This is a genomic window from Haliscomenobacter sp. (genome assembly GCF_965225875.1).
Taxonomy (GTDB): Bacteria; Bacteroidota; Bacteroidia; order Chitinophagales; family Saprospiraceae; genus Haliscomenobacter.
Genome location: NZ_CBDDBS010000003.1, coordinates 693545 through 714643 on the forward strand (window position 1 = coordinate 693545; position 21099 = coordinate 714643).

At 46.2% G+C, this 21099-nt stretch carries 17 protein-coding genes; 9 read left to right on the forward strand and 8 right to left on the reverse strand.

Annotated features, from left to right (window positions below; translation table 11 throughout):
* Window positions 1-6: 6 nt before the first annotated feature.
* Window positions 7-1152 (reverse strand): DUF2252 family protein, encoded by a 1146-nt coding sequence (locus ACO08K_RS23225; RefSeq protein ID WP_421798869.1) that lies wholly within the window; start codon window positions 1150-1152, stop codon window positions 7-9.
* A gap of 127 nt (window positions 1153-1279) precedes the next feature.
* The gene (kdsB, locus tag ACO08K_RS23230; RefSeq protein ID WP_421798870.1) at window positions 1280-2020 is read right to left on the reverse strand and encodes a 3-deoxy-manno-octulosonate cytidylyltransferase; all 741 of its coding nucleotides are present in this window, start codon (window positions 2018-2020) and stop codon (window positions 1280-1282) included.
* A 66-nt stretch (window positions 2021-2086) separates the two neighbouring features.
* Between kdsB and ACO08K_RS23235 the strand changes: the two genes are divergently transcribed.
* Both ACO08K_RS23235 and ACO08K_RS23240 read left to right on the forward strand, forming a co-directional pair.
* Window positions 2087-2935, forward strand: a complete 849-nt coding sequence (locus tag ACO08K_RS23235; protein ID WP_421798871.1) for a LysM peptidoglycan-binding domain-containing protein — start codon at window positions 2087-2089, stop codon at window positions 2933-2935.
* A gap of 3 nt (window positions 2936-2938) precedes the next feature.
* Complete coding sequence (locus tag ACO08K_RS23240; protein WP_421798872.1) at window positions 2939-4297, forward strand: pyridoxal-phosphate dependent enzyme; 1359 nt, start codon at window positions 2939-2941, stop codon at window positions 4295-4297.
* Here ACO08K_RS23240 and ACO08K_RS23245 read toward each other — a convergent pair.
* Window positions 4294-6399 carry a heavy metal translocating P-type ATPase gene (locus ACO08K_RS23245; RefSeq protein ID WP_421798873.1) on the reverse strand — a complete coding sequence of 702 codons (2106 nt, stop codon included), beginning with the start codon at window positions 6397-6399 and terminating at the stop codon, window positions 4294-4296. The genes ACO08K_RS23240 and ACO08K_RS23245 overlap by 4 nt on opposite strands.
* Before the next feature lie 90 nt (window positions 6400-6489).
* On the reverse strand, window positions 6490-7233 hold the full coding sequence (locus ACO08K_RS23250; RefSeq protein ID WP_421798874.1) for a superoxide dismutase: 744 nt from the start codon (window positions 7231-7233) through the stop codon (window positions 6490-6492).
* 233 nt (window positions 7234-7466) lie between these two features.
* On the opposite strand from ACO08K_RS23250, the gene ACO08K_RS23255 reads away from it, so the two are divergent.
* Window positions 7467-7901: a CBS domain-containing protein gene (locus ACO08K_RS23255; protein ID WP_421798875.1), complete on the forward strand. Its 435-nt coding sequence runs from the start codon at window positions 7467-7469 to the stop codon at window positions 7899-7901.
* A gap of 99 nt (window positions 7902-8000) precedes the next feature.
* Window positions 8001-9314, forward strand: a complete 1314-nt coding sequence (gene nhaD / locus ACO08K_RS23260; protein WP_421798876.1) for a sodium:proton antiporter NhaD — start codon at window positions 8001-8003, stop codon at window positions 9312-9314.
* Between the two features lie 141 nt (window positions 9315-9455).
* Here nhaD and ACO08K_RS23265 read toward each other — a convergent pair whose 3' ends face one another.
* Both ACO08K_RS23265 and ACO08K_RS23270 read right to left on the reverse strand, forming a co-directional pair.
* Window positions 9456-10088 carry a hypothetical protein gene (locus ACO08K_RS23265; protein WP_421798877.1) on the reverse strand — a complete coding sequence of 211 codons (633 nt, stop codon included), beginning with the start codon at window positions 10086-10088 and terminating at the stop codon, window positions 9456-9458.
* Between the two features lie 91 nt (window positions 10089-10179).
* Window positions 10180-13536: a caspase family protein gene (locus tag ACO08K_RS23270; RefSeq protein ID WP_421798878.1), complete on the reverse strand. Its 3357-nt coding sequence runs from the start codon at window positions 13534-13536 to the stop codon at window positions 10180-10182.
* 149 nt (window positions 13537-13685) lie between these two features.
* Between ACO08K_RS23270 and ACO08K_RS23275 the strand changes: the two genes are divergently transcribed.
* Entirely contained in the window at window positions 13686-14225 is a 540-nt protein-coding gene (locus ACO08K_RS23275) for an RNA polymerase sigma factor (RefSeq protein WP_421798879.1), read from the forward strand.
* A 78-nt stretch (window positions 14226-14303) separates the two neighbouring features.
* Entirely contained in the window at window positions 14304-15638 is a 1335-nt protein-coding gene (locus ACO08K_RS23280; protein WP_421798880.1) for an outer membrane beta-barrel protein, read from the forward strand.
* A gap of 2 nt (window positions 15639-15640) precedes the next feature.
* Here ACO08K_RS23280 and ACO08K_RS23285 read toward each other — a convergent pair whose 3' ends face one another.
* Window positions 15641-16447: an MOSC domain-containing protein gene (locus ACO08K_RS23285; RefSeq protein WP_421798881.1), complete on the reverse strand. Its 807-nt coding sequence runs from the start codon at window positions 16445-16447 to the stop codon at window positions 15641-15643.
* Window positions 16448-16608: 161 nt separating this feature from the next.
* Here ACO08K_RS23285 and ACO08K_RS23290 point away from each other — a divergent pair, with 161 nt between their 5' ends.
* Window positions 16609-17187, forward strand: a complete 579-nt coding sequence (locus ACO08K_RS23290) for a DUF1415 domain-containing protein (RefSeq protein WP_421798882.1) — start codon at window positions 16609-16611, stop codon at window positions 17185-17187.
* A 45-nt stretch (window positions 17188-17232) separates the two neighbouring features.
* Here the strand turns inward: ACO08K_RS23290 and ACO08K_RS23295 are convergent, their stop codons facing one another.
* On the reverse strand, window positions 17233-18558 hold the full coding sequence (locus ACO08K_RS23295) for a DEAD/DEAH box helicase (RefSeq protein WP_421798883.1): 1326 nt from the start codon (window positions 18556-18558) through the stop codon (window positions 17233-17235).
* Between the two features lie 133 nt (window positions 18559-18691).
* Between ACO08K_RS23295 and hscA the strand changes: the two genes are divergently transcribed.
* Window positions 18692-20548: a Fe-S protein assembly chaperone HscA gene (gene hscA / locus ACO08K_RS23300; RefSeq protein ID WP_421798884.1), complete on the forward strand. Its 1857-nt coding sequence runs from the start codon at window positions 18692-18694 to the stop codon at window positions 20546-20548.
* 5 nt (window positions 20549-20553) lie between these two features.
* On the forward strand, window positions 20554-20976 hold the full coding sequence (locus ACO08K_RS23305) for a hotdog fold thioesterase (protein ID WP_421798885.1): 423 nt from the start codon (window positions 20554-20556) through the stop codon (window positions 20974-20976).
* The last annotated feature ends 123 nt before the right edge of the window (window positions 20977-21099 follow it).

Consider the following 21099-nt stretch of genomic DNA (forward strand, 5'->3'; position numbering starts at 1 on the left):
TATTACTTAAACCAACTCTAACTCCAGACCAGTATCTTCTTCCAATTGGCTGGGGCTATATTTGTTGTGGTACAGTTCCACGTATTTCTGGTGCCCCTGAATCAGCTCCTGGTTCATTTGCATGCCCAAGGCAACGAATAAATCGTAATGTTGTTGGAAATGCTTCAACAGGACATCGGGCTTCAGGTCTTTTTGTAGTGATTTGCGGTGAGCCCGACCCAACTGGGTAGCTACAGAATAGGCGATGTCTACCTGCTCAAATTCATTGAGGGTATCCTTGATTTTGGCACTGCGATGGGGAATCTGGCGGCCCCAGTATTCCTGCCCTTTGTAAGTAGTATAGCCCAAGCCTTGTTCCACCTGTGGTGCATACAACTCAGAGGCCTTGATCATGCGCAAGCCATGATGCTTAAACGGGTTGTAATAATGCTCGGTATCGGGGTCTTGATAAACGGTTTTGAGTTCCAGCAGGATTTTATCCTTACTCTGGTTCTTTTTGGGTTGCAAAACCACCAAAATCCGCTTATTGCCAAAGGTGCCCTTAGCCTTACCCGCCTCTTCTATCTCGTATTCCTTGAGCAAATTTTCCTCTTTGCGGCTTTTGAGGTAGCCTTCCAGGATTTTGAGCAGGACCTTATTGTTGGCGTTTAAGGGAGTTTTGCGCATTTCTTTGGCCCATTTGACTTCCGCGTTCAGGTACTCACGGGTGGAGTTGTACCAAACATCAAAATTGGCTCTATCGGTGGATTTAGACGCTTCCTTGTAGGGCGTCTTATGTACCTCAAAACCCCGCATGTAACCCTCTCGAAAATATTCCAGCACTGTAGCGTTTAAAAAGGGCGCACTGGTGTCGGCACGTTTGAGCGAAAGGGAGCACAAAAAACGGGTGATATCCCAGGCGTAAGCCCCAATCCTAGAACGGTCGAAATCGGCCATACCTGAACCTTGGTCTGTAATCAGGTAGTTTTCGGTATGAGGATTCCCATGGATAAACACTTTGGGAATTTTTTCGTGTGGAATCAGGGTGGTGAAGTGGGCTTGCATGCGCATGCACATGTGGCGAAAGTAAAAAAACAAGCCCTTGTCTGGATGCAAATAGCTGCGAATCAATTTTTCCTGATCAAATTCAGGAGTTTTAAGGTATATCTTCATTGCGTAAAACCCGGGTGTCAAAAGATGAATACGTTATCCCGAATTACAAAGGTATCACTTTACGTTCACTTTACAAATAATTAACCTTGAATTAACATTAAGTTAGCTTAACTGACAACTTAACATTTCAGCCTTGCAAAAAGATTTTGGCCTTCTCCAAATCTTCAGGGGTATCCACGCCTACAATGGCCTGGTTGGTCAGCTCCACATAAATGGACTTGCCATGGTACAACCAACGCAACTGCTCTAGTGCTTCCAATTTTTCCAATTCTGCTAAGGGCAGTGGCGCAATTTCCAACAAGGTTGACCGCAAATACCCATACAAGCCAATGTGCCGATAATGAACGCCTTGGGCCAGCCATTCCTCCTGGGGTAAATTGCGCAAGTAGGGAATGGTGCTGCGACTAAAATAAAGCGCCAGCTTTTGAGCATTAAAAACTACTTTGACTACATTGGGATTGGACAATTCCATTTCATCCTGAATAGGCATTGCCAGAGTTGCAATTTGGGCCAGGCCCCGCCGCAAGGGATTGGCTACTTTTTCAATTTGTTCATAATCTAAAAAGGGTTCATCGCCCTGAACGTTGAGCACTACTTCATAATCGGGGAAAGATTGGGCTACTTCAGCACAACGATCGGTACCACTTTGGTGGGCTTCGCTGGTCATAATTACTTTTCCTCCAAAGGCCAACACATGATCAAAAATCCGTTGGTCATCGGTCGCCACCACTACTTCATCCAGAGCGGGCGCAGCCATTACCCTTTCGTACACGCGCTGGATGAGCGACTTGCCGTTGAGATCCGCCAGGGGTTTTCCTGGAAAGCGGGTTGACGCATATCGAGCGGGGATAATACCAAGAGTTTTCATACCTTTGCAAGGGTTTAAAAGCCTGTAAAAATGGTAAATTATTAAACTCCAAACATACTGAAAACTATGTGGAAAATCTTATTGCTCTTGTTGCCTGGTCACCTTTTTGCAACCGGGGACAGCCTGCATTATTTGACCCCGAGAGATACCATTATTCTGAGTGTCAGTGCCAACGAAGAAAAAATATTTGAACACAAGATTGTAAAAGGGCAAACAATCTTTTCGCTGGCAAAGTTTTATGGTTTAAAGATGGATGATCTGCGTCACCTCAACCCAAGTTTAAATTTTGACGTCGTAAGTCCTAATCAAAGCATCAAAGTGGTGATTCCCAATCGGGCAATTATCCGATATCGGGAACCAAAATTTAATCCCCGGATTTATACCCCGGTGTATTATCGGGTAAAAAAGGGGGACAACCTCTTTCGGCTCAGCAAGGTTTATTTTCGCATGCCTGAAGACACCATCAAAGCCCGGGCAAAGCTAAAACAGGGCAGCTTGCAACCCGGACAGTTGATTCATATCGGTTGGATGAGCCCTCAGGCAATTCCAGCGGAATGGCATACCCGGCCAACTTTACCCCCTTCCTTGAAAAAAGTGGCCGACCTCAAAAAAACATTTGAGGCCTACGCCGAGAATAAAAAGAAAAAGGTTAACGCTCAGCAGGGAATTGCTGTGTGGCAAAAAGAAGCACCAGCGGCACGGAACTATTATGCCCTACACGACAAAGCTGCCAAAGGTTCTATCATTGAACTATACAACCCGGTTACGAAAAGAACCGTTTATGCCGAAGTGTTGGGTAAAATTCCCGCCACTTCCTATTCTACCAACTTGGTGGTAATCCTTTCCCCCAACACTGCGAAGTTACTGGGAGCGAAGGATGCCAACTTTTTTGTAAAAATTAAATATTACCAATAAGGCATGGATTTCCATAAAAACATCCTTTCCACCATCGGCAACACCCCAATGGTTCAATTGCACAAAGTTGTAGCGGAAATTCCCGCCACGGTGTTGATGAAAGTAGAAACCTTTAACCCTGGGCATTCCATTAAAGACCGCATGGCGCTGAAAATGGTACTCGACGCCGAAGGGCGTGGGGATTTGAAGCCAGGTGGTACCATCATCGAATGTACCTCGGGTAACACCGGGATGGGGCTGGCAATTGCCGCTGCGGTCAAGGGCTACAAGTGTATTTTTACCACCACGGATAAACAATCCAAGGAAAAAATGGATTTGCTGCGTGCCCTCGGTGCCGAGGTCATTGTCTGTCCAACCAACGTAGAATCAGATGATCCCAGGTCTTATTACTCAGTTGCTTCCCGATTAAGTAAGGAAATTCCCAATAGTTACTGGTGCAATCAGTATGACAATCTTTCCAACCGCCAGGCGCACTACGAAAGTACCGGCCCCGAAATCTGGAAACAAACCGATGGCCGGATCACCCACATGATTACTGGCGTGGGCACCGGTGGAACCATTTCAGGTACAGGCCGCTATTTGAAGGAGCAAAACCCTAATGTGAAAATTTGGGGCATCGATACTTACGGGTCAGTCTTGAAAAAATACCACGAAACCCGAGAGTTTGATGAAAAAGAAATTTATCCCTACATCACCGAAGGCATAGGGGAGGACATCATCCCCAAAAACATCGATTTTGACATCATCGACCACCTGGAAAAGGTGACGGATAAAGACGGCGCACTGATGGCCCGCCGCCTTGCTCGGGAAGAAGGTATCATGTTGGGGTATTCTGCAGGCTCAGCCCTGGCTGGATTGTTGCAACTCAAAGATCAACTTACCCCTGAGGACATTGTGGTAGTAGTCATCCACGACCATGGCAGTCGGTATGTGGGTAAAATTTACAACGATGACTGGATGCGCGAACGAGGCTTTTTGGACACCGAACTTCGGGTGAAAGACATCATTACCCGCAAACAGGAAAAGTCATTTTATACAGTCCGTCAAAACGATACAGTGCGTTTTGCTTTTGATTTGATGAAAAGCCACGACATCTCACAATTGCCGGTGGTGGATCAGGAATCTATTGTTGGCTCTTTATCAGAAAGTGCAGTGCTCAACTTTTTGCTGGAGAACCCCTTGCGCAATGGCGACCGCCCGGTAGGAGATATCATGGCTGAGCCTCTGCCAGTTGTAGATGAATACTTGCCATTTAGCCAATTGCGGAATTACATCAGCAAACAGATTCCAGCAGTTTTGGCGCGGGATAAGGCGGGCATATACCACATCATCACGCAGTACGATATGATTCAGACGGTCTAATCGATCTTTTTATACTTCAATCTTATCGCATTGCCGATTACCACCACATCCGAAAAAGCCATAAACAATGCGCCCCACATCGGATTGAGGTAGCCCATTGCGGCCATGGGAATAGCAACAATGTTGTAAGCAAAAGCCCAATACAAACTTTGTTTGATGGTCAATACGGTATGTGCGCTGATGGCGAGGGCCTGGGGCAAACGTTCCAAACTGCCGTTGAGCAATACAATCTGCGCCGATTGAATGGCAGCCTGAGAGCCATTGCTTAAGGAGACGCCGATGGTGGCCTTGGCCAGTGCTGGTGCATCATTGATGCCATCGCCTACCATTGCAGTAGGCGCTTCTTGGCTCAATTGGGCAATTCGTTCCAGTTTTTGACTGGGTATTTGTTCCGCAAAAAAGTGCTCAATGCCCAGGGCTTGAGCTACCATTTCGGTTTTATGGGCTTTGTCACCACTCAAAATGTAGGGACGAATGTTGTTGGCTTTGAGGTAGTCGATGCAAGCTTTGGCCTCGGGTTTGATCTGGTCACTGAGGCTGAGCGCTGCCAATTGTTCTCCGTTTTTGCGCAGCACCAAATGCCCCTGTCCATTCTCAGATGCCCCTAAGCTGTAAGTATTGCCTGCATCATCATAGCCCAGCATTCCTTTGCCTTTTTCTTCCTCTACCCGGTTCAAGGAAATTGGACCAAATCGTTGTCCATTAAAGATGATTTTGCGCTCCAGCTCAGTCACCAGGGATTTGGCAATGGGGTGGGAGGAGTGGGATTCCAGGTCATAAATCAGGTTTTGCACTTCCGCAGGCTCTACACCTGGAGCATAGTCGATGGTTTCGATGGCAAACTGTCCGGTAGTCAAGGTTCCGGTTTTGTCAAAAACGATGTTTCGAATCTTGGCAAAAATCTCCAGGGTTTTGCCCCCTTTAACCAGAATGCCATTGCGAGCCAAACGGCCTACACCAACCATCACAGCAGTAGGTGTAGCCAAACCCATGGCACAAGGACAGGAAATAACCAGCACTGCGATGGCATTCATCAGTGCGTTTTTGAAGGCGATGTCGAAAAAAAAATAACTGAGCACAAAAGTCAGGGCTGAAATAGCCAGTACTGTGGGCACAAAAATAGCGCTGATTTTATCGGCCAGGCGTTGGATGTCAGGTTTGTCCTGTTGGGCGGTTTTGACCAGTTCGATCATTTGCCCCAGTACTGATTTTTTGCCCACTGCGCCCACGGTCAATTGGAAATTGCCACTCAATACCAAAGAACCTCCAATGACCAGATCACCCAGTCGTTTGTTGATGGGCAAACTTTCACCAGTCAACATGGATTCGTCAATACTGGCCTGGCCCATAAAAATCTCGCCGTCCGCAGGGACCTTGTCGCCTTCATTGACCTGTAAGATGTAACCAGGTTGGATTTCTGGATAATGGATGCTAATGATGGTGCCAGAAGGCATGATTCGGCGCGCGTGCTCCACCTGCAATTTACTCAGCTCAGAAATGGCAGTAGTAGTTTGGGCTACCGCCCGTTTTTCGATCCAATTGCCCAATAAAACCAGGGTGAAAATGGTGGCACAAGTTTCATAAAAAATGTATTGTTCTTCGCCACTAATGGTTCCAATAAGGCTATAAACAAAGGCAGCCGTACCACCAATAAAGATGAGTACATCCATGTTTGGCATGCCATTACGCACGGAACTCCATGCGCTTTTACCAAAATGCCAGGCCCCTAAAATGAACACGGGTAAACAAATGAAAAACTGCAACCAGGCATTGTGCATCAAAGACCAATGGATACCTGCCGACATGAGCAGATGCCCGCTGAGGAGTGGTGTGGTAAAAATTGCGCCAATGAGCAGTTTCCGTTCGAGGGTCCAAAATTCAGGCTTTTGTTCGGGCTCTACTACGGTATAACCGAGTTTACGGATTCCCCCTTTGGCTTCCTCTATGCTGAAATCTTCGTCGACCAAGCGAAACCGTACTTCTTTGGTTTGGAAATTGACGTAGACGTCTTCCAATCCCTTGCGCTCCAGGTAGCGGGTGATGCCCGCTGCACAGTTGGCGCAGTCCATTCCATCTACGGTTAGTTCGACCAGTTTTTTCATATTTAGATTTATTGTGTAGAGATGCACGGCTGTGCGTCTCTGTTTTATTTAGGCATCAGAATAGATGCACAGCCATGCGTTTCTAAGAAATTATGCCTTTGCAGCGTTGTACCGTTTTTCCACCTCAGACCAATTCAGTACATTCCAAAAGGCTTTGATGTAATCAGCCCGTTTGTTTTGGTACTTGAGGTAATAAGCGTGTTCCCATACGTCCAAGCCTAAAATAGGCGTCCCCGCTTGTTTCTTAACAATTTTAGTCATCAGGGGGTTGTCCTGATTCGGGGTAGAGCTAATGAAAAGTTCACCCTTGCTGTTTACACATAGCCAAGCCCAACCTGAACCAAAGCGTCCGGTTGCCTCTGCGGTAAAGGTCTCTTTGAATTTGTCAAAGCCGCCAAATTTGGCCTCAATGGCTTTGCCAACATTGCCAGTGGGGGCGCCACCGCCCTGAGGAGACAGCAAAGACCAAAACAAGGTATGGTTGAAATGCCCGCCGCCATTGTTGCGGATGGCAGGTTGTTTACTCGTTACATTGCTCAATACCTGATCGATGCTCATGGTCGCGAAGGCTGTACCCGCTACCGCCTTGTTGAGGTTGGTCACGTAGGCATTGTGGTGGCGATCGTGGTGGATCTCCATGGTCATTTTGTCGAAATGAGGCTCCAGTGCATCGTTCGCAAAAGCGAGCGGTGCGAGGCTAAAGGGCCCGGTTTGTTCTTCACCCGGCAAATCCAGATCATTGTCTATTGCAGAATCAGCCCAAAGGTTGCGGGGCTTGAGCAAAGAAGCGGCAGCTACAAACAAACCGGTGCGCAGGAAATTTCGCTTGTTCATTGATTGATTTTTTGATAAAACAGTCTCCAACTCTGTGGAGTTCGATTTAGGGCTAAATATAAAGCGCTTCCGGGTTTTATTGAATTTTTGGAAGAATGTGCTTTAAAATTTTACTAAAATTGGTTTTTTAAGAAATAAATTTTATAAAATAAAAAAGAATCGTTATTATTAGGAATTAAAATTGGATAATACCAAATTTAATAAAATTTTTCCCTCACCAAATTCTCTCTGCCATGCTTTCTGTAAGTCGTCTTCTCAGCAACAAGAAAAATGAAGGGGTTTGGAGCGTCAGTCCCAACCATATGGTGATTGACGCTCTCAACCTGATGTCCGAAAAAGGCATTGGTGCCGTAATGGTGATGGAAGGAGACCGTCTGGTTGGCATTTTTTCTGAAAGAGACTATGCACGCAAGGGCATCATCGCCGGGCGAAAGGCCAAAAGTACTCCGGTCACCGAGGTGATGACGCCCAACGTGTTTACCGTATCGCCCAGTATGGATATTGAGGATTGTATGACGCTGTTTTCTGAAAAGCGCATTCGCCACCTCCCGGTGGTCGACAATCAGCGCGTGATTGGCATGCTGAGCATTGGCGACATCGTGACCGCCATCATCCAGGCGCAAGATCAACAAATCAAATACCTGGAAGCCTACATCACTGGTCAATGATTACAAGTGCCTAAGCTTCCGCTTCATTTGCCTCAAGTGCCTTAGTTGTGTATTTGGGGCTTGTTTCATTCACCTAATCAATCCTCAATACCTACACCTATGGCCACACTCCTCGTTATCGTCTTCGTTGTGGGCTATGCCTTAATCGCTATGGAGCATCCATTGAAGCTGGATAAGGCCGCCTCAGCCATGTTGACCGGCGTTTGTTGCTGGTTGGTTTTAGCCTATGGTTACAGTTCGATGCCAGCTGCTGCCGGGACAAGTGGAACGGTTACCGAAATTTTGGAACATTCCTTGTTTGAACACCTGGGCGAAATTGCCGGTATCCTCTTTTTTCTGTTGTGTGCAATGACCATTGTAGAACTGGTAGACGTTCATGACGGTTTTCGGGTGATAACAGATCGAATCACCACTACGGATCGCATCAAACTCATGTGGATCATCTCCTGGGTAACCTTTTTTCTTTCGGCGGGCCTGGACAACATGACCACTGCCATCATCATGTGCGCCCTGATCCGGCGCTTGATCAAAAAGCAGGAAAACATCTGGTTATTTGGTGGTTTTGTGATCATTGCAGCCAATGCTGGGGGTGCCTGGTCGCCGATTGGAGATGTCACCACGATTATGTTGTGGATTGGAGGACAGGTATCCACGGTGAAGATCATGCAATCTTTGTTTATCCCAGCAGCGGTGAGTTTATTGGTACCATTGTTAATAGCCAGTTTTTACCTCAAGGGCAAAATGGAAGCAAAGAACTTGCATGAGGAGGATATAGATAAGACATTCATTTTACCACCCTGGGAAAAAACGCTAATGTTGGTTTTTGGGGGGGTGGCCTTGCTTTCGGTGCCTGTATTTAAATATTTCACTCATTTCCCTCCCTACATGGGCATTTTGTTGTCTTTGGGGCTACTGTGGTACATCACCGAATTTTTGCACAGAGGTGACCCAAAAGAAGTCCAACACGATTATTCGGTAGGTGCCATGTTGCGGCGGATTGATACGCCTAGTATCCTATTTTTCCTGGGCATCTTGCTGGCCGTGGGAGCATTGGATACTTCAGGCCATTTGACCATGGCCGCAGATTTTCTCAACAATTCAGTTGGTAACATTTACTTGATCAATACCATTATTGGATTACTTTCCTCCATAGTAGATAATGTACCCTTGGTCGCAGCGGCAATGGGGATGTACGATTTGAACACTTTTGCCATGGATCACCCATTCTGGGAGTCGCTGGCCTACTGTGCGGGCACGGGTGGGAGTATTTTGATCATTGGATCAGCAGCAGGTGTCGCATCAATGGGGATTCTGAAAATCGACTTTTTGTGGTACATGCGGCATATTTCCCTCTACGCGTTAGTTGGCTACTTAAGTGGAATTGGGGTTTATTATCTGATGAGCCACGGATAAGCGCCGAAGGCGCATAAATTCTTAGGTGAATCCCTTAGATGAACTTAGGTGCCTTAGGTGGTGAATATTCGCCCTGCTCCGCAGGGCTTTTTTTCTTTTCACCACCTAAGGCACCTAAGTTCACCTAAGGAAAGGTATACTTTATTCTCCTCCTTCAACCAATTCCCGGCCTGCTTGGGTGAAGGCTTCCAGATCAGCCAGAAGCACCTTGGCCTGTTCAGCGATGTTGCGCAATTCATCGACGTTTTGGTTCAATTTTTGGCGAATGCTGGAAGCAACCAATACCATGTGGAAGTCGTTGCCCGATTCCAAAACGCTGGTAACTTTGTCAATGCTGAGGCCTGCTTCCTTGTAGGTCACATCCCATTTTTTGCGCAGTTCTGCGTTTTTACCCAACTCATCTTTGCGCAATTTTTCGTTGTTGATGCTGCTGCTCAACTGATCCAGGGTGCCAAAGTATTCATCTGAACTTTTTCCAACCCGTTCGAAATCACTTTTCAATTTGTTGTAGCGTGCCTGAATACCCGTCCATTCTTTTTCAAAATCTTTGGATACTTCGGGCAGGTCAGGATTGGGTTGAGTCAGGCTTTCTTCAGCTTCTTGTAGGGTTTCAACTACTTGTGAAGAGAGTTTAACCCGGTTTTTTTCAAAAGACTCGATTGAGCTTTTTAAAACCTCGCCGTGTTTCAAGGCTTTTTTAGTTGTTTCCCAGCGGCAAGCGCCCAGGGTGAGCACCAGCAAAAGCAGGGTGCCAGTCATGGTTTTACGAATCATCTTAAGGTTGAATTGCTTGTAAAAAGACCTCGAAAGGTAAATAAAAAATGGGACAAGTACGCTGAGATCCCAAGGCTCAGCGTACAATCAACTATTTTTTCAGTAGTTCCATAATTTTGTTCACACTTTCTCCTACAGTAAAATAGTTCAAGTGGTGGCATTTGACATCAAAAAATACGGGTGCAGGCTTGCGCTTGCTAGGTACCCGTTTGATGCTGTTGACTCCTACCGCAATGTCATTCGGTTCTGTATAAAAAAGTGCAGCAACGTTTTTGAACAATTTGTTGACTAAACGTTTGGCCTGGTTGTCTTTTTCCAAAAACTGGTCGAGGTGCCCGGCTATGACATAATAAGGAATACCAGGATCTTTGCTCAATTCCAGGTTTTTGAGGAAGCGACTTTTGCTTTCGTAGTTCATTTGGTCCAGGCTGATGGTGAGGCTTTGGGAGCCTTTCAAAATCCCCATGATGCTAGCGATGGCCGGAATGGCCAGACCTGCATTGACGGCCAGAGGCAAGAGTAGCAAAGCATTGTCGCGGTATTTGAGTAAATTCGATAAGTTCGAACCTCCATTGGGCGTGCCAGCCAGAATGAGTTTAGTCACTACGGTATTACCGCCCAATTGTTCAATATAGTAACGAGAAACCAGCCCGCCCATAGAATGCGCCAGGATCGTAAACTTTTTCCGAAGCATACCTCTTCTCTCAGCCTTAATTCCTACTGCTACCAGTGCTTCTTTCAACTTCCCAGCATTGGCATCGATGGTGGAGTTGAGGTTTTCGTAATCGTAGGCGAGCACGAGGTCCACGGTTTTGTCGCGCAGGGCTTGTTCCATGCCCATGGCCATTTCCTGGGTATTGCCGATGATCCCGTGAACAACCAGCAAGATGTTTTTGGCTGCGCTTACTTTTTCTTTTACACCAGTGTCGTGGTAAATGGGCTTTCCATCTTTGTATTCAATCCAGCAGAGTTTATTGAGGTTTTCTTTGCCCAATACGACTTTGAAAAAACAAAGTTTGAGTGCTCGGAATACACTTTTACTTTCTGCTTTTACATCTGGAATGCTGCGGATTGCGATCTCAACTTTGCCTGCGGTATTGGATTGAGCGTCACCAACTGGGATAAAGTCTTCTCCATCAAAGGTCAGGGGAAGGATGAATTCGCCTTCCTTCAATTTTTCATCCAACTCAATGATCAAAGGATTTTTTTCTAGATCGGCATCATTTTGCAAATCATTCAACTCCAGGGTATCCGCAGTGCTGCTGTTTAAGTCCCGACTGGAATATTCCAGCGATAGGAGGTTTTTCCAACCCAGAATCTGGGGTAAAGAGGCTACACTATTCAGATCACGAGTGGAACTACCCGCTGTGGAAAGGGAAACATTGGCCCGGAAGGTATCGTGTCCCTTGATGGTAATTTTGCCACCGGCCAGTTTGGTTTCGGTTTTGTTGACTTCGCCAGCCTGGGCACTCAATTTAAAAACGAGGGTTTTGCTGAACCATTCGTTTTCGGGGGCTTTTTTCTGTTGGGCTTTGGGTAGCAGATCTCTGTCATTTCCAAAAAGCTCAGGCAAACCAGTAGCTTTCCAAAATTCTTCTGTTTCTCCTAATCCCACGACCCCATCCTTTTCCAGCAAAAATTCTTCGTTGATTTTAGTGGTACTAATGATAAATTTGATGATTTCAATACTTTCCTTTTTCCCCTTCACCACTTCAAATTCCAAAAGCTCCGGTTGGATGAATTGATCTTGGCCCGGGATTTCATCTACTGTTAGGTATTCACCATTTAAGGATCTGACACCATAATCTGGTGAAAAATATAGGGCCTTATAAAAAAGAGTACCTCCACTGGCATTTTTGAGTTCCAGATCGATGGGTAAGATGAAATTACCGTTCAGGTTTTTTCCAACTTGAACATTGATCACCTCCATATTGGGATTAGCAGGGTCAAAAATACCTTTGGTAAGAACTTGTCCAGTCTCCGAGTTTTTGATGGTAATTTGAAAGGCATTCCTATTGAATTGGGTACTGCGGTTGTCCAATAACAAATTTTGCTCCCATTTGGCAATACTTTCCAAGACATCCAGTGCCAATTCAAATACTCTATCGTCATTGTCCCCTCCAATCCTCTTGATCAAGATGTTGCTTTCCTGATTGTAAATTTCCAACACATCCTGGTCAATATTCACCCGATATTTGCCCCCCACTTTCCCTTCTACCAATTCAAAGTAGGGGGACAGGCGGCTTTTGCCCATTTTTTGTTGAGCACTTAGGTAGGCTTGATAACGCTTTTTCCCTTTTTCGCTAGTCTTTAGGGCGATGGCATAGGGAGTACTGGGCAAACTGAGCAACCTAGCGTCATAACTGCCGTTCATATCCAGAGCCAAATTGTTGGCTAAAACCACCGTACTGTCCTGAAAACCAACGCTGCTGGTACTGGCTCGCCCCAGTGCCTTACCCGTCTTCTGGTCCACAATCTCAAATTCGGCAGTTTTATTTAACTCGGTTGAAAGCCCATGGATGGCACCACAATTGATGTTCCAGGCATTTTGGTCATTGGCACTTAATAAATAAACCTTGCGTTGAGTAAGGTCTTTGGCCGAACCCAAATTCAAAAATTTCTGATAAGGATCGAAACCAGCAATGGGCTCGAATTGTGGGTGTTGTTTTTCAGCCGAACGAAACATCGAAGCCTGGCAACGGGTATACAAATCGGCGTAACTGACATCAGGATCGTTGGCGAGGACGTTCAGCAAATTGAAAGAAAACATCCCACGTTGATTTTTCAATTCAAAGGCTTTCTCTTGTCGGTCACAGGCTGACATCATTAAATGAGTTGCCAATGGCAACTGGTTGCTTCGCGGCCCTTGGGGAAAGTTTTTGACAAAATAACCATTCAAATAAGAGGCGTAGGGGCGTGCTTCGGTCCGTTCCGGGAAAAAGAATTGCCGGGGTTTTCCATGATTGATATCGTCAATGGCTCTGGTGATGGTGCCAGAATGGCAACAGTCAAAAATGGTGAGCACATGCGCGCCTTGTTGTTGAACTTGTTGCAACAATATCCTAATCTCTTTATCCGAGAGGCAAAATTTATCTTTCAAACCACTATCGTAACAAACCATTGCTTCCTGCACCCCGGTTGGGTCCAGCCATTCAAATTCAGGTGCTGCTTTCTCCTGGGTACCATGGCCGCTATAGTACAATAGCACCACGTCGTCTTTACCGGCTTTGGACAAATGATCCGGGCCAAGGAATTTACATATGTTCTGATAGGTAGCATCCTGGTTTAGGAGGGTTAGACTTGGTGCTAAATCAAAGGCTTTGGCATAGGTGTTGCTCAAAAAGTCTTTCATGGCAGTTACGTCGTTCCTGCAGCCATCCAGCGGAGTGATTTTTGAATCTGGATGATAGGTGTCGATGCCAATAAAAAGGGAATACAGCTTTTTCATAAAGTATGGCAGTTCATTGGATGTATTGCTTAGAATAACGAAAAGTACTAATTTTAAATTTTAGTGCGCATTATTTCAAAAAATTAAAGCAGCAAAGCAACGCTTTTTCTTCCGGACTTGTACTAGGGTAAAAACATTCGAGCATTCATATGGAGAACCGTGAAATCGCTGATGTACTGGAGGGTTGCCGACGCAAGGATCGGGCAGCTCAGAAGGAACTGTACCGGCAGTTTTATGGTTATGCCATGTCGATTTGTTTGCGCTATTGCGACAATGAAGATGAGGCTATTGAAGTGGCCAACGATGCTTTTTTAAAGGTTTTTCTCAACATTAAACGTTACGATCCTCAACTGCCTTTTAAACCGTGGTTTCGGCGAATTCTGATCAATACGGCGATCAATCACATCAAGCAGAAACAGAAACTCAAAATCGGCACACTGATGGACACTGAGTACAACATTCCCGACACTGAAGAAATCCTGGCCAGGCTGGGCTTTCAGGAACTAATGAAACTGGTGCGCTCGCTTTCCACGGCTTACCGCACTGTTTTTAATTTGTATGTATTGGACGGCTTTACCCATGAAGAAATTTCACAACAATTGGGGATTTCGGTGGGTACCTCCAAATCAAATTTATCCAAAGCACGTGAGCGTTTGCGGCAACTGATCCTGCAACAAATGCAACAGTAGGTATAGGGGTGATAAAAAATAAGGGCTTAAGAAACATGAGCACTTATTTCAGCCCCGCTACATAGTAATTGAATTGCCATGAAGGATTTTGTAGATGATTTGTACAGGCGGGCTTCTGAAGATCCAGACATCCCCTTCAATGAAGAGGCATGGGACCGGATGGATCAAAAACTGGACTACGCGGCGCGGAAGCGGCGGCGTGGACTGATCTGGCTATTCTTTTTATTGTTTGTTTCATTGGGAGCCGGATTGCTCTGGGGCATTCAGGGAATGGGTACTTTTGATCAAAAAATAAAAAAGGAAAAATACACTGGCCCGGTTGCCGAAAATGCACAACCTGACCAAAGGGACAAAATCAAGACTGAACAAAATTCTTCCCTGAAGGAAACTGGAAAAAACCAGGCTCGGGGATTCAATGCGGATGTTGCCATAGCTAAAGACCCAAAAGAACAAGGAGATGTGAACCAAACTGGTAACCAAACCAATTTTCTCAAAACCGCACCGCGCTTATTTACATCGGAACAGCAGGGTTCTCGGAAACGTGCTAAACCTTCGTCTGGAAACCAGGCAAAGGCAAAAGCACAATTCAATCAGGACAAGTCTAAATTTGTCGAGGACCTTGCTGCTATTTCACTAAATGAAAAAGTTACAACAAAGAAGGACACTCTTTTAAATGTTTACCGAGTTGATGAGCCTGACTGGCTTGTTTTAGAAACTTTGCCAGCTGCAGGTGTATTGATCAATGAACTGAACCGACTCCCAGAACCTAAAATCATTGGATGTACTATGGAGGTTCCTCCAGTTGCAAAGCTTAGATCCTGGGGAATCGGCCTCAGTGCAGGTCCCGATTTGGCCTCCGTAAATGCCAATGGCAGTACTGCCTATGGTTTAAATGCCGGTTTAGCTTTTGATTACCGTATTGGCAAACGTTGGGTATTTCAGGCATCCGGACAGTATTTGCTCAAAAATTACATCGCAGATCAGAGGGAATATGTGGCACCGAATGGTTTTTGGCCTACCCGTTCTTATCCAAAATCCACGGAAGGTACTTGTGATATGTTGCAGTGGAGTGTGGATTTGCGCTACAATTGGTTGGCAAAGCCAAAGTTTAAAAGTTTTGTCTCTCTTGGGTCTTCTTCCTGGACCATCCTGAAAGAAGAGTATGAGTTTTATTATGCCAAAGACTACCCTGGGTTGATCTACAATTGGTCGAGTGGGCAAAACAAAAATTACTGGCTATCTATGGCTCAAATGGGTATTGGTATTGAAAAGACCATTCGGCCGGGCTTGAGTTTGCAGCTCAATTGGTTTGCCCAAATGCCCTTGCAGGGTGTTGGCAATGGAAAAGTAGAGATTTATTCCAGTGGTTTGGGCTTTATGGTACACAAACAAATGGGACGCTTGAAGAAGTAAGCTTAATGCACCACCAATTTATCCCCCACACGAATAGTGCCTATACCCAAAGTAATCAAATTCATTCCAAAGAGCACTTTGTTACCCTGCGTACGGTAAGTTGCTAGTGTTTTGAGCGGATCGCCTCCGGCGTGGCGCTGGCCAGTATCCTGATCCGTAGTGGTCAAAATGCAGCGACCACAGGGCTTGATGCCCCGAAAAGGTACTCCGCCAATCAACAGATCGCTCCAGCTGTCTTCCTGATAAGCCGCAGCACCTGCAAACACAATATTGGGCCGAAAACGATTTATGGGAACAGGTTCTGCCAGGCGTTGATTCAAATCGGCTAGAGAATTTTCACCCAATAGTAAATAAGGGTAAGCGTCGGCAAAACTTACATTCATCGGTATTTGCACCCGCTCGGGCTCGACTTGCCTTGGCGAATCATCGGGTAGGTAAACCAAGCGTATTTTGGACTCCAGCGCTTCACTCAACCAGGCATCAGCAGCCTTATCCACCGCCAATGCATCACAAAAGTCGTCCCATATTTGTACCGTAAAGCGCTCACTGGAATTGGTCTGAAGAGGAACCTGGAGTAAGCCCAGTTCGGGTTTGCTTCGATGTCGGATGATTAGGTATTCAGTTGTAATTTCCGTTTGTAGCAAAGCTAAAGCACCAAATTCCCGTTGGGTAAGGAATCGATTGTTTTCATTGATCAACAGCCAGCGGCGATCATGTTGAAAACCTCTTTCGGTGACCAGTGCTTCCTGAACGGCAATGCCAGCAAGGGATTTGACCGGATAAATATGGAGTTGGGTGATGTTGAACATAAGGGAGTGGAATGTTTTTTGTGCAGCAAAGATATGGATTTGCCACATCTAATAAACAAATTCTACCCAATTCTGCCCATCACCAATTAAATCAAAGCAATAATTAGTTGCCCTGATAAAAAAAGCCCACCTTCACCACTCATTTCTTTCAATCCATCTGAATGTCAAAAACATCCCCGTCAAAAAAAGAACTCCCTAGTGATGAAATCATTGTCAGCCAAACCCAAGCTTGGATCAAAAAAGTAATCATCGGCTGTAATTTTTGTCCATTTGCGCAACGCGAAGTTCAAAGGGGGAGTATCCGCTATCTGGTCGTTCACTCAGAAGACATAGACGTTTGTATGGAAGCCATGTTTGCTGAATGTGGCCGCTTGGATGAAGACGAAAGCATCGAAACGACATTGGTGATTTTCCCCGGGGCCTTCAACGCCTTTAAAGACTACCTGCTGCTCATCGAGAACTGCGAAGACATGCTGCTGGACAATGATTACGAAGGCATTTATCAAGTGGCGAGTTTTCACCAGGATTACCAGTTCGCGGACGCACCTGCCGATGACCCCGCCAATTACACCAACCGCTCTTTGTATCCCATGCTGCATTTGCTGCGCGAATCCAGTCTTGACAATGCCTTGGCAAACTATCCCGACCCTGAAAACATTCCTCAACGCAATATTGAATATGCCCATAAGTTGGGACTTCGGCAGATGAAACTGCTCCGGGATTCTTGTTGGAATGCTTGATTTACTTGCACTGGTATTTTTTGCAAATAAAAATTGGGCTAGTGCTTAACGAACTACCTCGATTTTGTACTTGGCCCCTTTCATTTTTTCGCCCTGAATTTTTTTCAATACCGCTTGAACCTGGTCTTTTTTTACAGCTACAAAGGACATGTGGTCCAATAATTCGATTTTTCCCAGGTCTTCTTTTTGCAGTTCACCTTTTTTGGACAAAAAGCCAACGATGTCTGTTTTGCTGAGTTTGTCTTTTTTCCCTCCGCTAATGTACAAGGTAACCCAGGCGGGTGGAGCAGGCAAGGCAACTCCAGTAGGGATGTCAAAAACCTCGGGGATTCCAACCAGGTAATCCGGGAGTGCTTCTTCAGCATACAAAATGACAAAGGCTGTCCCTTCCGCATGCATGCGCGCAGTACGGCCATTGCGGTGTACAAAATCAGTTCCTTTGGAAGGCAATTCAAAATGGATGACATTTTTTACCTCGGGAATGTCCAGGCCCCGTGCCGCTAAATCAGAGGCGACTAAAATGGAAATACTGCCATTGCGGAATTGCACCAGCGTTTTTTCACGGGTCAACTGATCGAGGCCACCGTGGAAAAACGAGCTTTGTAGCCCTTTTTCGCGCAACATTTCCACACAATTTTCAGTGGCTTCACGCTGATTGCAAAAAACCAGGGTTTGCTCGTTACCCAAGGCAACAAGCAAGGCAAAAAGGGTATCCAGTTTATCTTGGCCGGGAACCATTACTGCCTTTAGTTGAAGGCCATCGGTTGATTTTTCCTCCACCTGGGTGAAATCCAATACTTTGGGCGCTACAATACCCGTGAACTTTGGGATGTGTTGTTTGCGACTCGCCGATACCAGGATACGTTTTTCAATTTTAGGTAAACCCGCTACAATCTGCTCCATTTGTTCCTGAAAACCCATGGACAAAGATTTGTCAAATTCGTCCAATATCAGTACCCGCAGGTTTTGTGGATCAAAAGATTTGCGGGTCAAATGTTCAATGATGCGCCCTGGAGTGCCAATGAGTAGGGCGGGGGGCTGACTCAGGTTGCGGATTTCGGTTTGCATGGGGTGCCCGCCATAACAGGTGTTTACCTTAAACCCAGTAGCCATCTTTTGCCAAACCCGTTCGATTTGGATGGCCAATTCACGGGTTGGAGAGACCACCAAACACTGTACCCCTGCGTGATCACTTTTTAATAAACTCAAAATGGGCAATAAAAAAGCCAGGGTTTTGCCGGAGCCGGTGGGAGCCAATAACATCAGATTGGGTTCCTGAGGAATGTGCAGCAGGGCTTTTTCCTGCATTTCATTGAGCGCGTTGATGCCAAGTTTGTGGAGCACAGCATCCAGTGATACGTTGTTTTGCATGGGGCAAAGGTACTATTTTTGCCAGGAAACCCCATGCTCAGTTACTTATTGTTTTGAATACCCAAACATTCCCCTTCGCAATGCTGTTTCAATTCCATACTTTTGCGATTCTTTAAAACTGCATTAAAATTTTATGGCAAAATTTGCAATCGACCTCAAGTCGGGTGACATCAAAAACGAGGCCGAACTGATCGTCGGAATTGACCTGGGAACAACCAATAGTTTGGTTGCGTATATAAAAAATGGCGAGGCCGTAGCCGTAAAAGGCAAGAATGGGAAAAGCACCCTGGTGCCATCGGTGGTGCATTTCAGCCCCGAAGGCAAAATTGTGGTAGGGGATGCCGCCAAGGAAAAATTGATTAGCGACCCGGAAAATACCATTTACTCCGTAAAACGCCTGATGGGGAAATCCTACGGTGATGTGCAAGGCGTACAGCAGTATTTTGGCTACCAAATCATAGACAACGATACCGAGAGTTTGGTCAAAATTCGGGTAAAAGACAAGTTTTATACGCCCATCGAATTGTCTGCCGAAATCCTCAAAGTGCTCAAAAATCGCATTGAAGAGGAGCTGGATCGGGTGGTGAGTAAGGCGGTTATTACTGTGCCTGCCTACTTCAATGATTCCCAGCGTCAGGCTACCCGTGATGCGGGCAAATTGGCGGGACTGGACGTGTTGCGCATCGTGAACGAACCCACCGCGGCAAGTCTGGCCTACGGCATTGGCCTGGATCAAAGCGAGAGCCATACCATCGCGGTTTACGACCTGGGTGGCGGCACTTTCGACATTTCCATTTTGCGGATTCAAGACGGGGTTTTTGAAGTGATGGCGACCAATGGCGACACCTTTTTGGGCGGCGATGACTTTGACCGGGCCATTGTTGATTATTGGATTGCCGAAAATAAATTGGATACCCAGCAGATCAATGCGGACAAAGAATTGAGTCAAGCCTTGCGCTTGCAAGCGGAAAAGGCTAAAAAGGCCTTGAGCAGTGAAGCTGAATACCGTGCTGAAATCAATACCATTAAGTGCGAGATTACCCGTGAGCAATTTGAGAAATTGATTCAACCACTCGTAGATCGGACGATTGCTTGTTGCCAAAGTGCCTTGAACGACGCCAAAGTCCAATTGACTGAGATCGATCGAGTGATCATGGTGGGTGGCTCTACCCGGGTGCCTTTGGTACGTGAATCGGTGGGGGCCCTCTTTGGTCAGGAAGTATACGACAAAGTCAACCCGGATGAAGTAGTAGCTCTAGGGGCAGCCATTCAGGCGGATGTATTGGCGGGCAACCAAAAAGACATCCTTTTGCTGGATGTCACACCTTTGTCCCTGGGTATTGAAACGGTGGGGGGCTTGATGGACGTCATTTTGCCCCGTAACTCCAAAATTCCAACCCGGGTAGGGCGCCGTTACACCACTTCGGTAGATGGCCAGCGCAACCTTAAAATAGCTGTTTACCAGGGTGAACGCGACTTGATTCAACACAACCGCAAACTGGGTGAATTTATCCTGAAGGGGATTCCCCCGATGCCTGCTGGATTGCCCAAAGTAGAGATTCAGTTCATCCTCAATGCCGATGGTATCCTGAAAGTAAAAGCAGAAGAGCTGCGCTCAAACGTAGAGCAAGAGATTGAAGTTAAGCCGACCTACGGCATCAGTGAAGAAGAAATGGCGATGATGCTCATCGATTCTATACAAAATGCAGCTGACGATTTAGCCATCCGCGCACTGCTCGAAGCACGCAATGAGGCCAACAACATCGTGCTCAGCGCCGAACGTTTCCTAGGGCAAAACGAGGAAATCCTCAACGAAGAAGAAATCGCGACCACCCGCTCCCTGACGCAAGCGCTGCGTGACGCAGTGGCCGGAACCGATAAAGACGCCATCAATCAGGCAATGGAAACACTCAATACCTATACCGCTCCGCTGGCGCACCGTGCTATGGATGTTGCATTGTTGGAAGCCATGAAAGGCAAACAGATTTAAGCACCATGATTTGGAAAACACCCATCGACCTGGCCGTTTTAAATGCCAGCCGGAAAAACACCTTGATTGAACACCTTGGCATTGAACTCTGTGGTTATGGCGACGATTATCTGCAAGCCAAAATGCCGGTGGATCACCGTACGGTGCAACCTTTTGGCCTTTTACACGGTGGCGCATCCGCTGCCTTGGCGGAAAGTGTAGGGAGTATGGCTTCCTTGTTTACTTTTGAAGAGCCTGGCAAACAATACGCTGTAGGAATTGAGCTCAACGCCAGCCATTTGCGTGGAGTGAGTAGTGGCTATGTGGTGGCAACTGCCAAACCTGCCCGCCTGGGTCGTAAAATCCATGTCTGGAACATTGAAATACACGATGACCAGGGGCGATTGGTGTGTGTAAGCCGATTGACGATGGCGATAGTGGCGGAATAAAAATAGCCTGATGCCATTTTAAGGGCACCAGGCCTTTTTAAACTTAAAATTAATCCACTTGAAACCTTAGACGCTGTCCATCTAAAGCCGATAACACATCAAAGATTCCCCCTTGCCGTATTT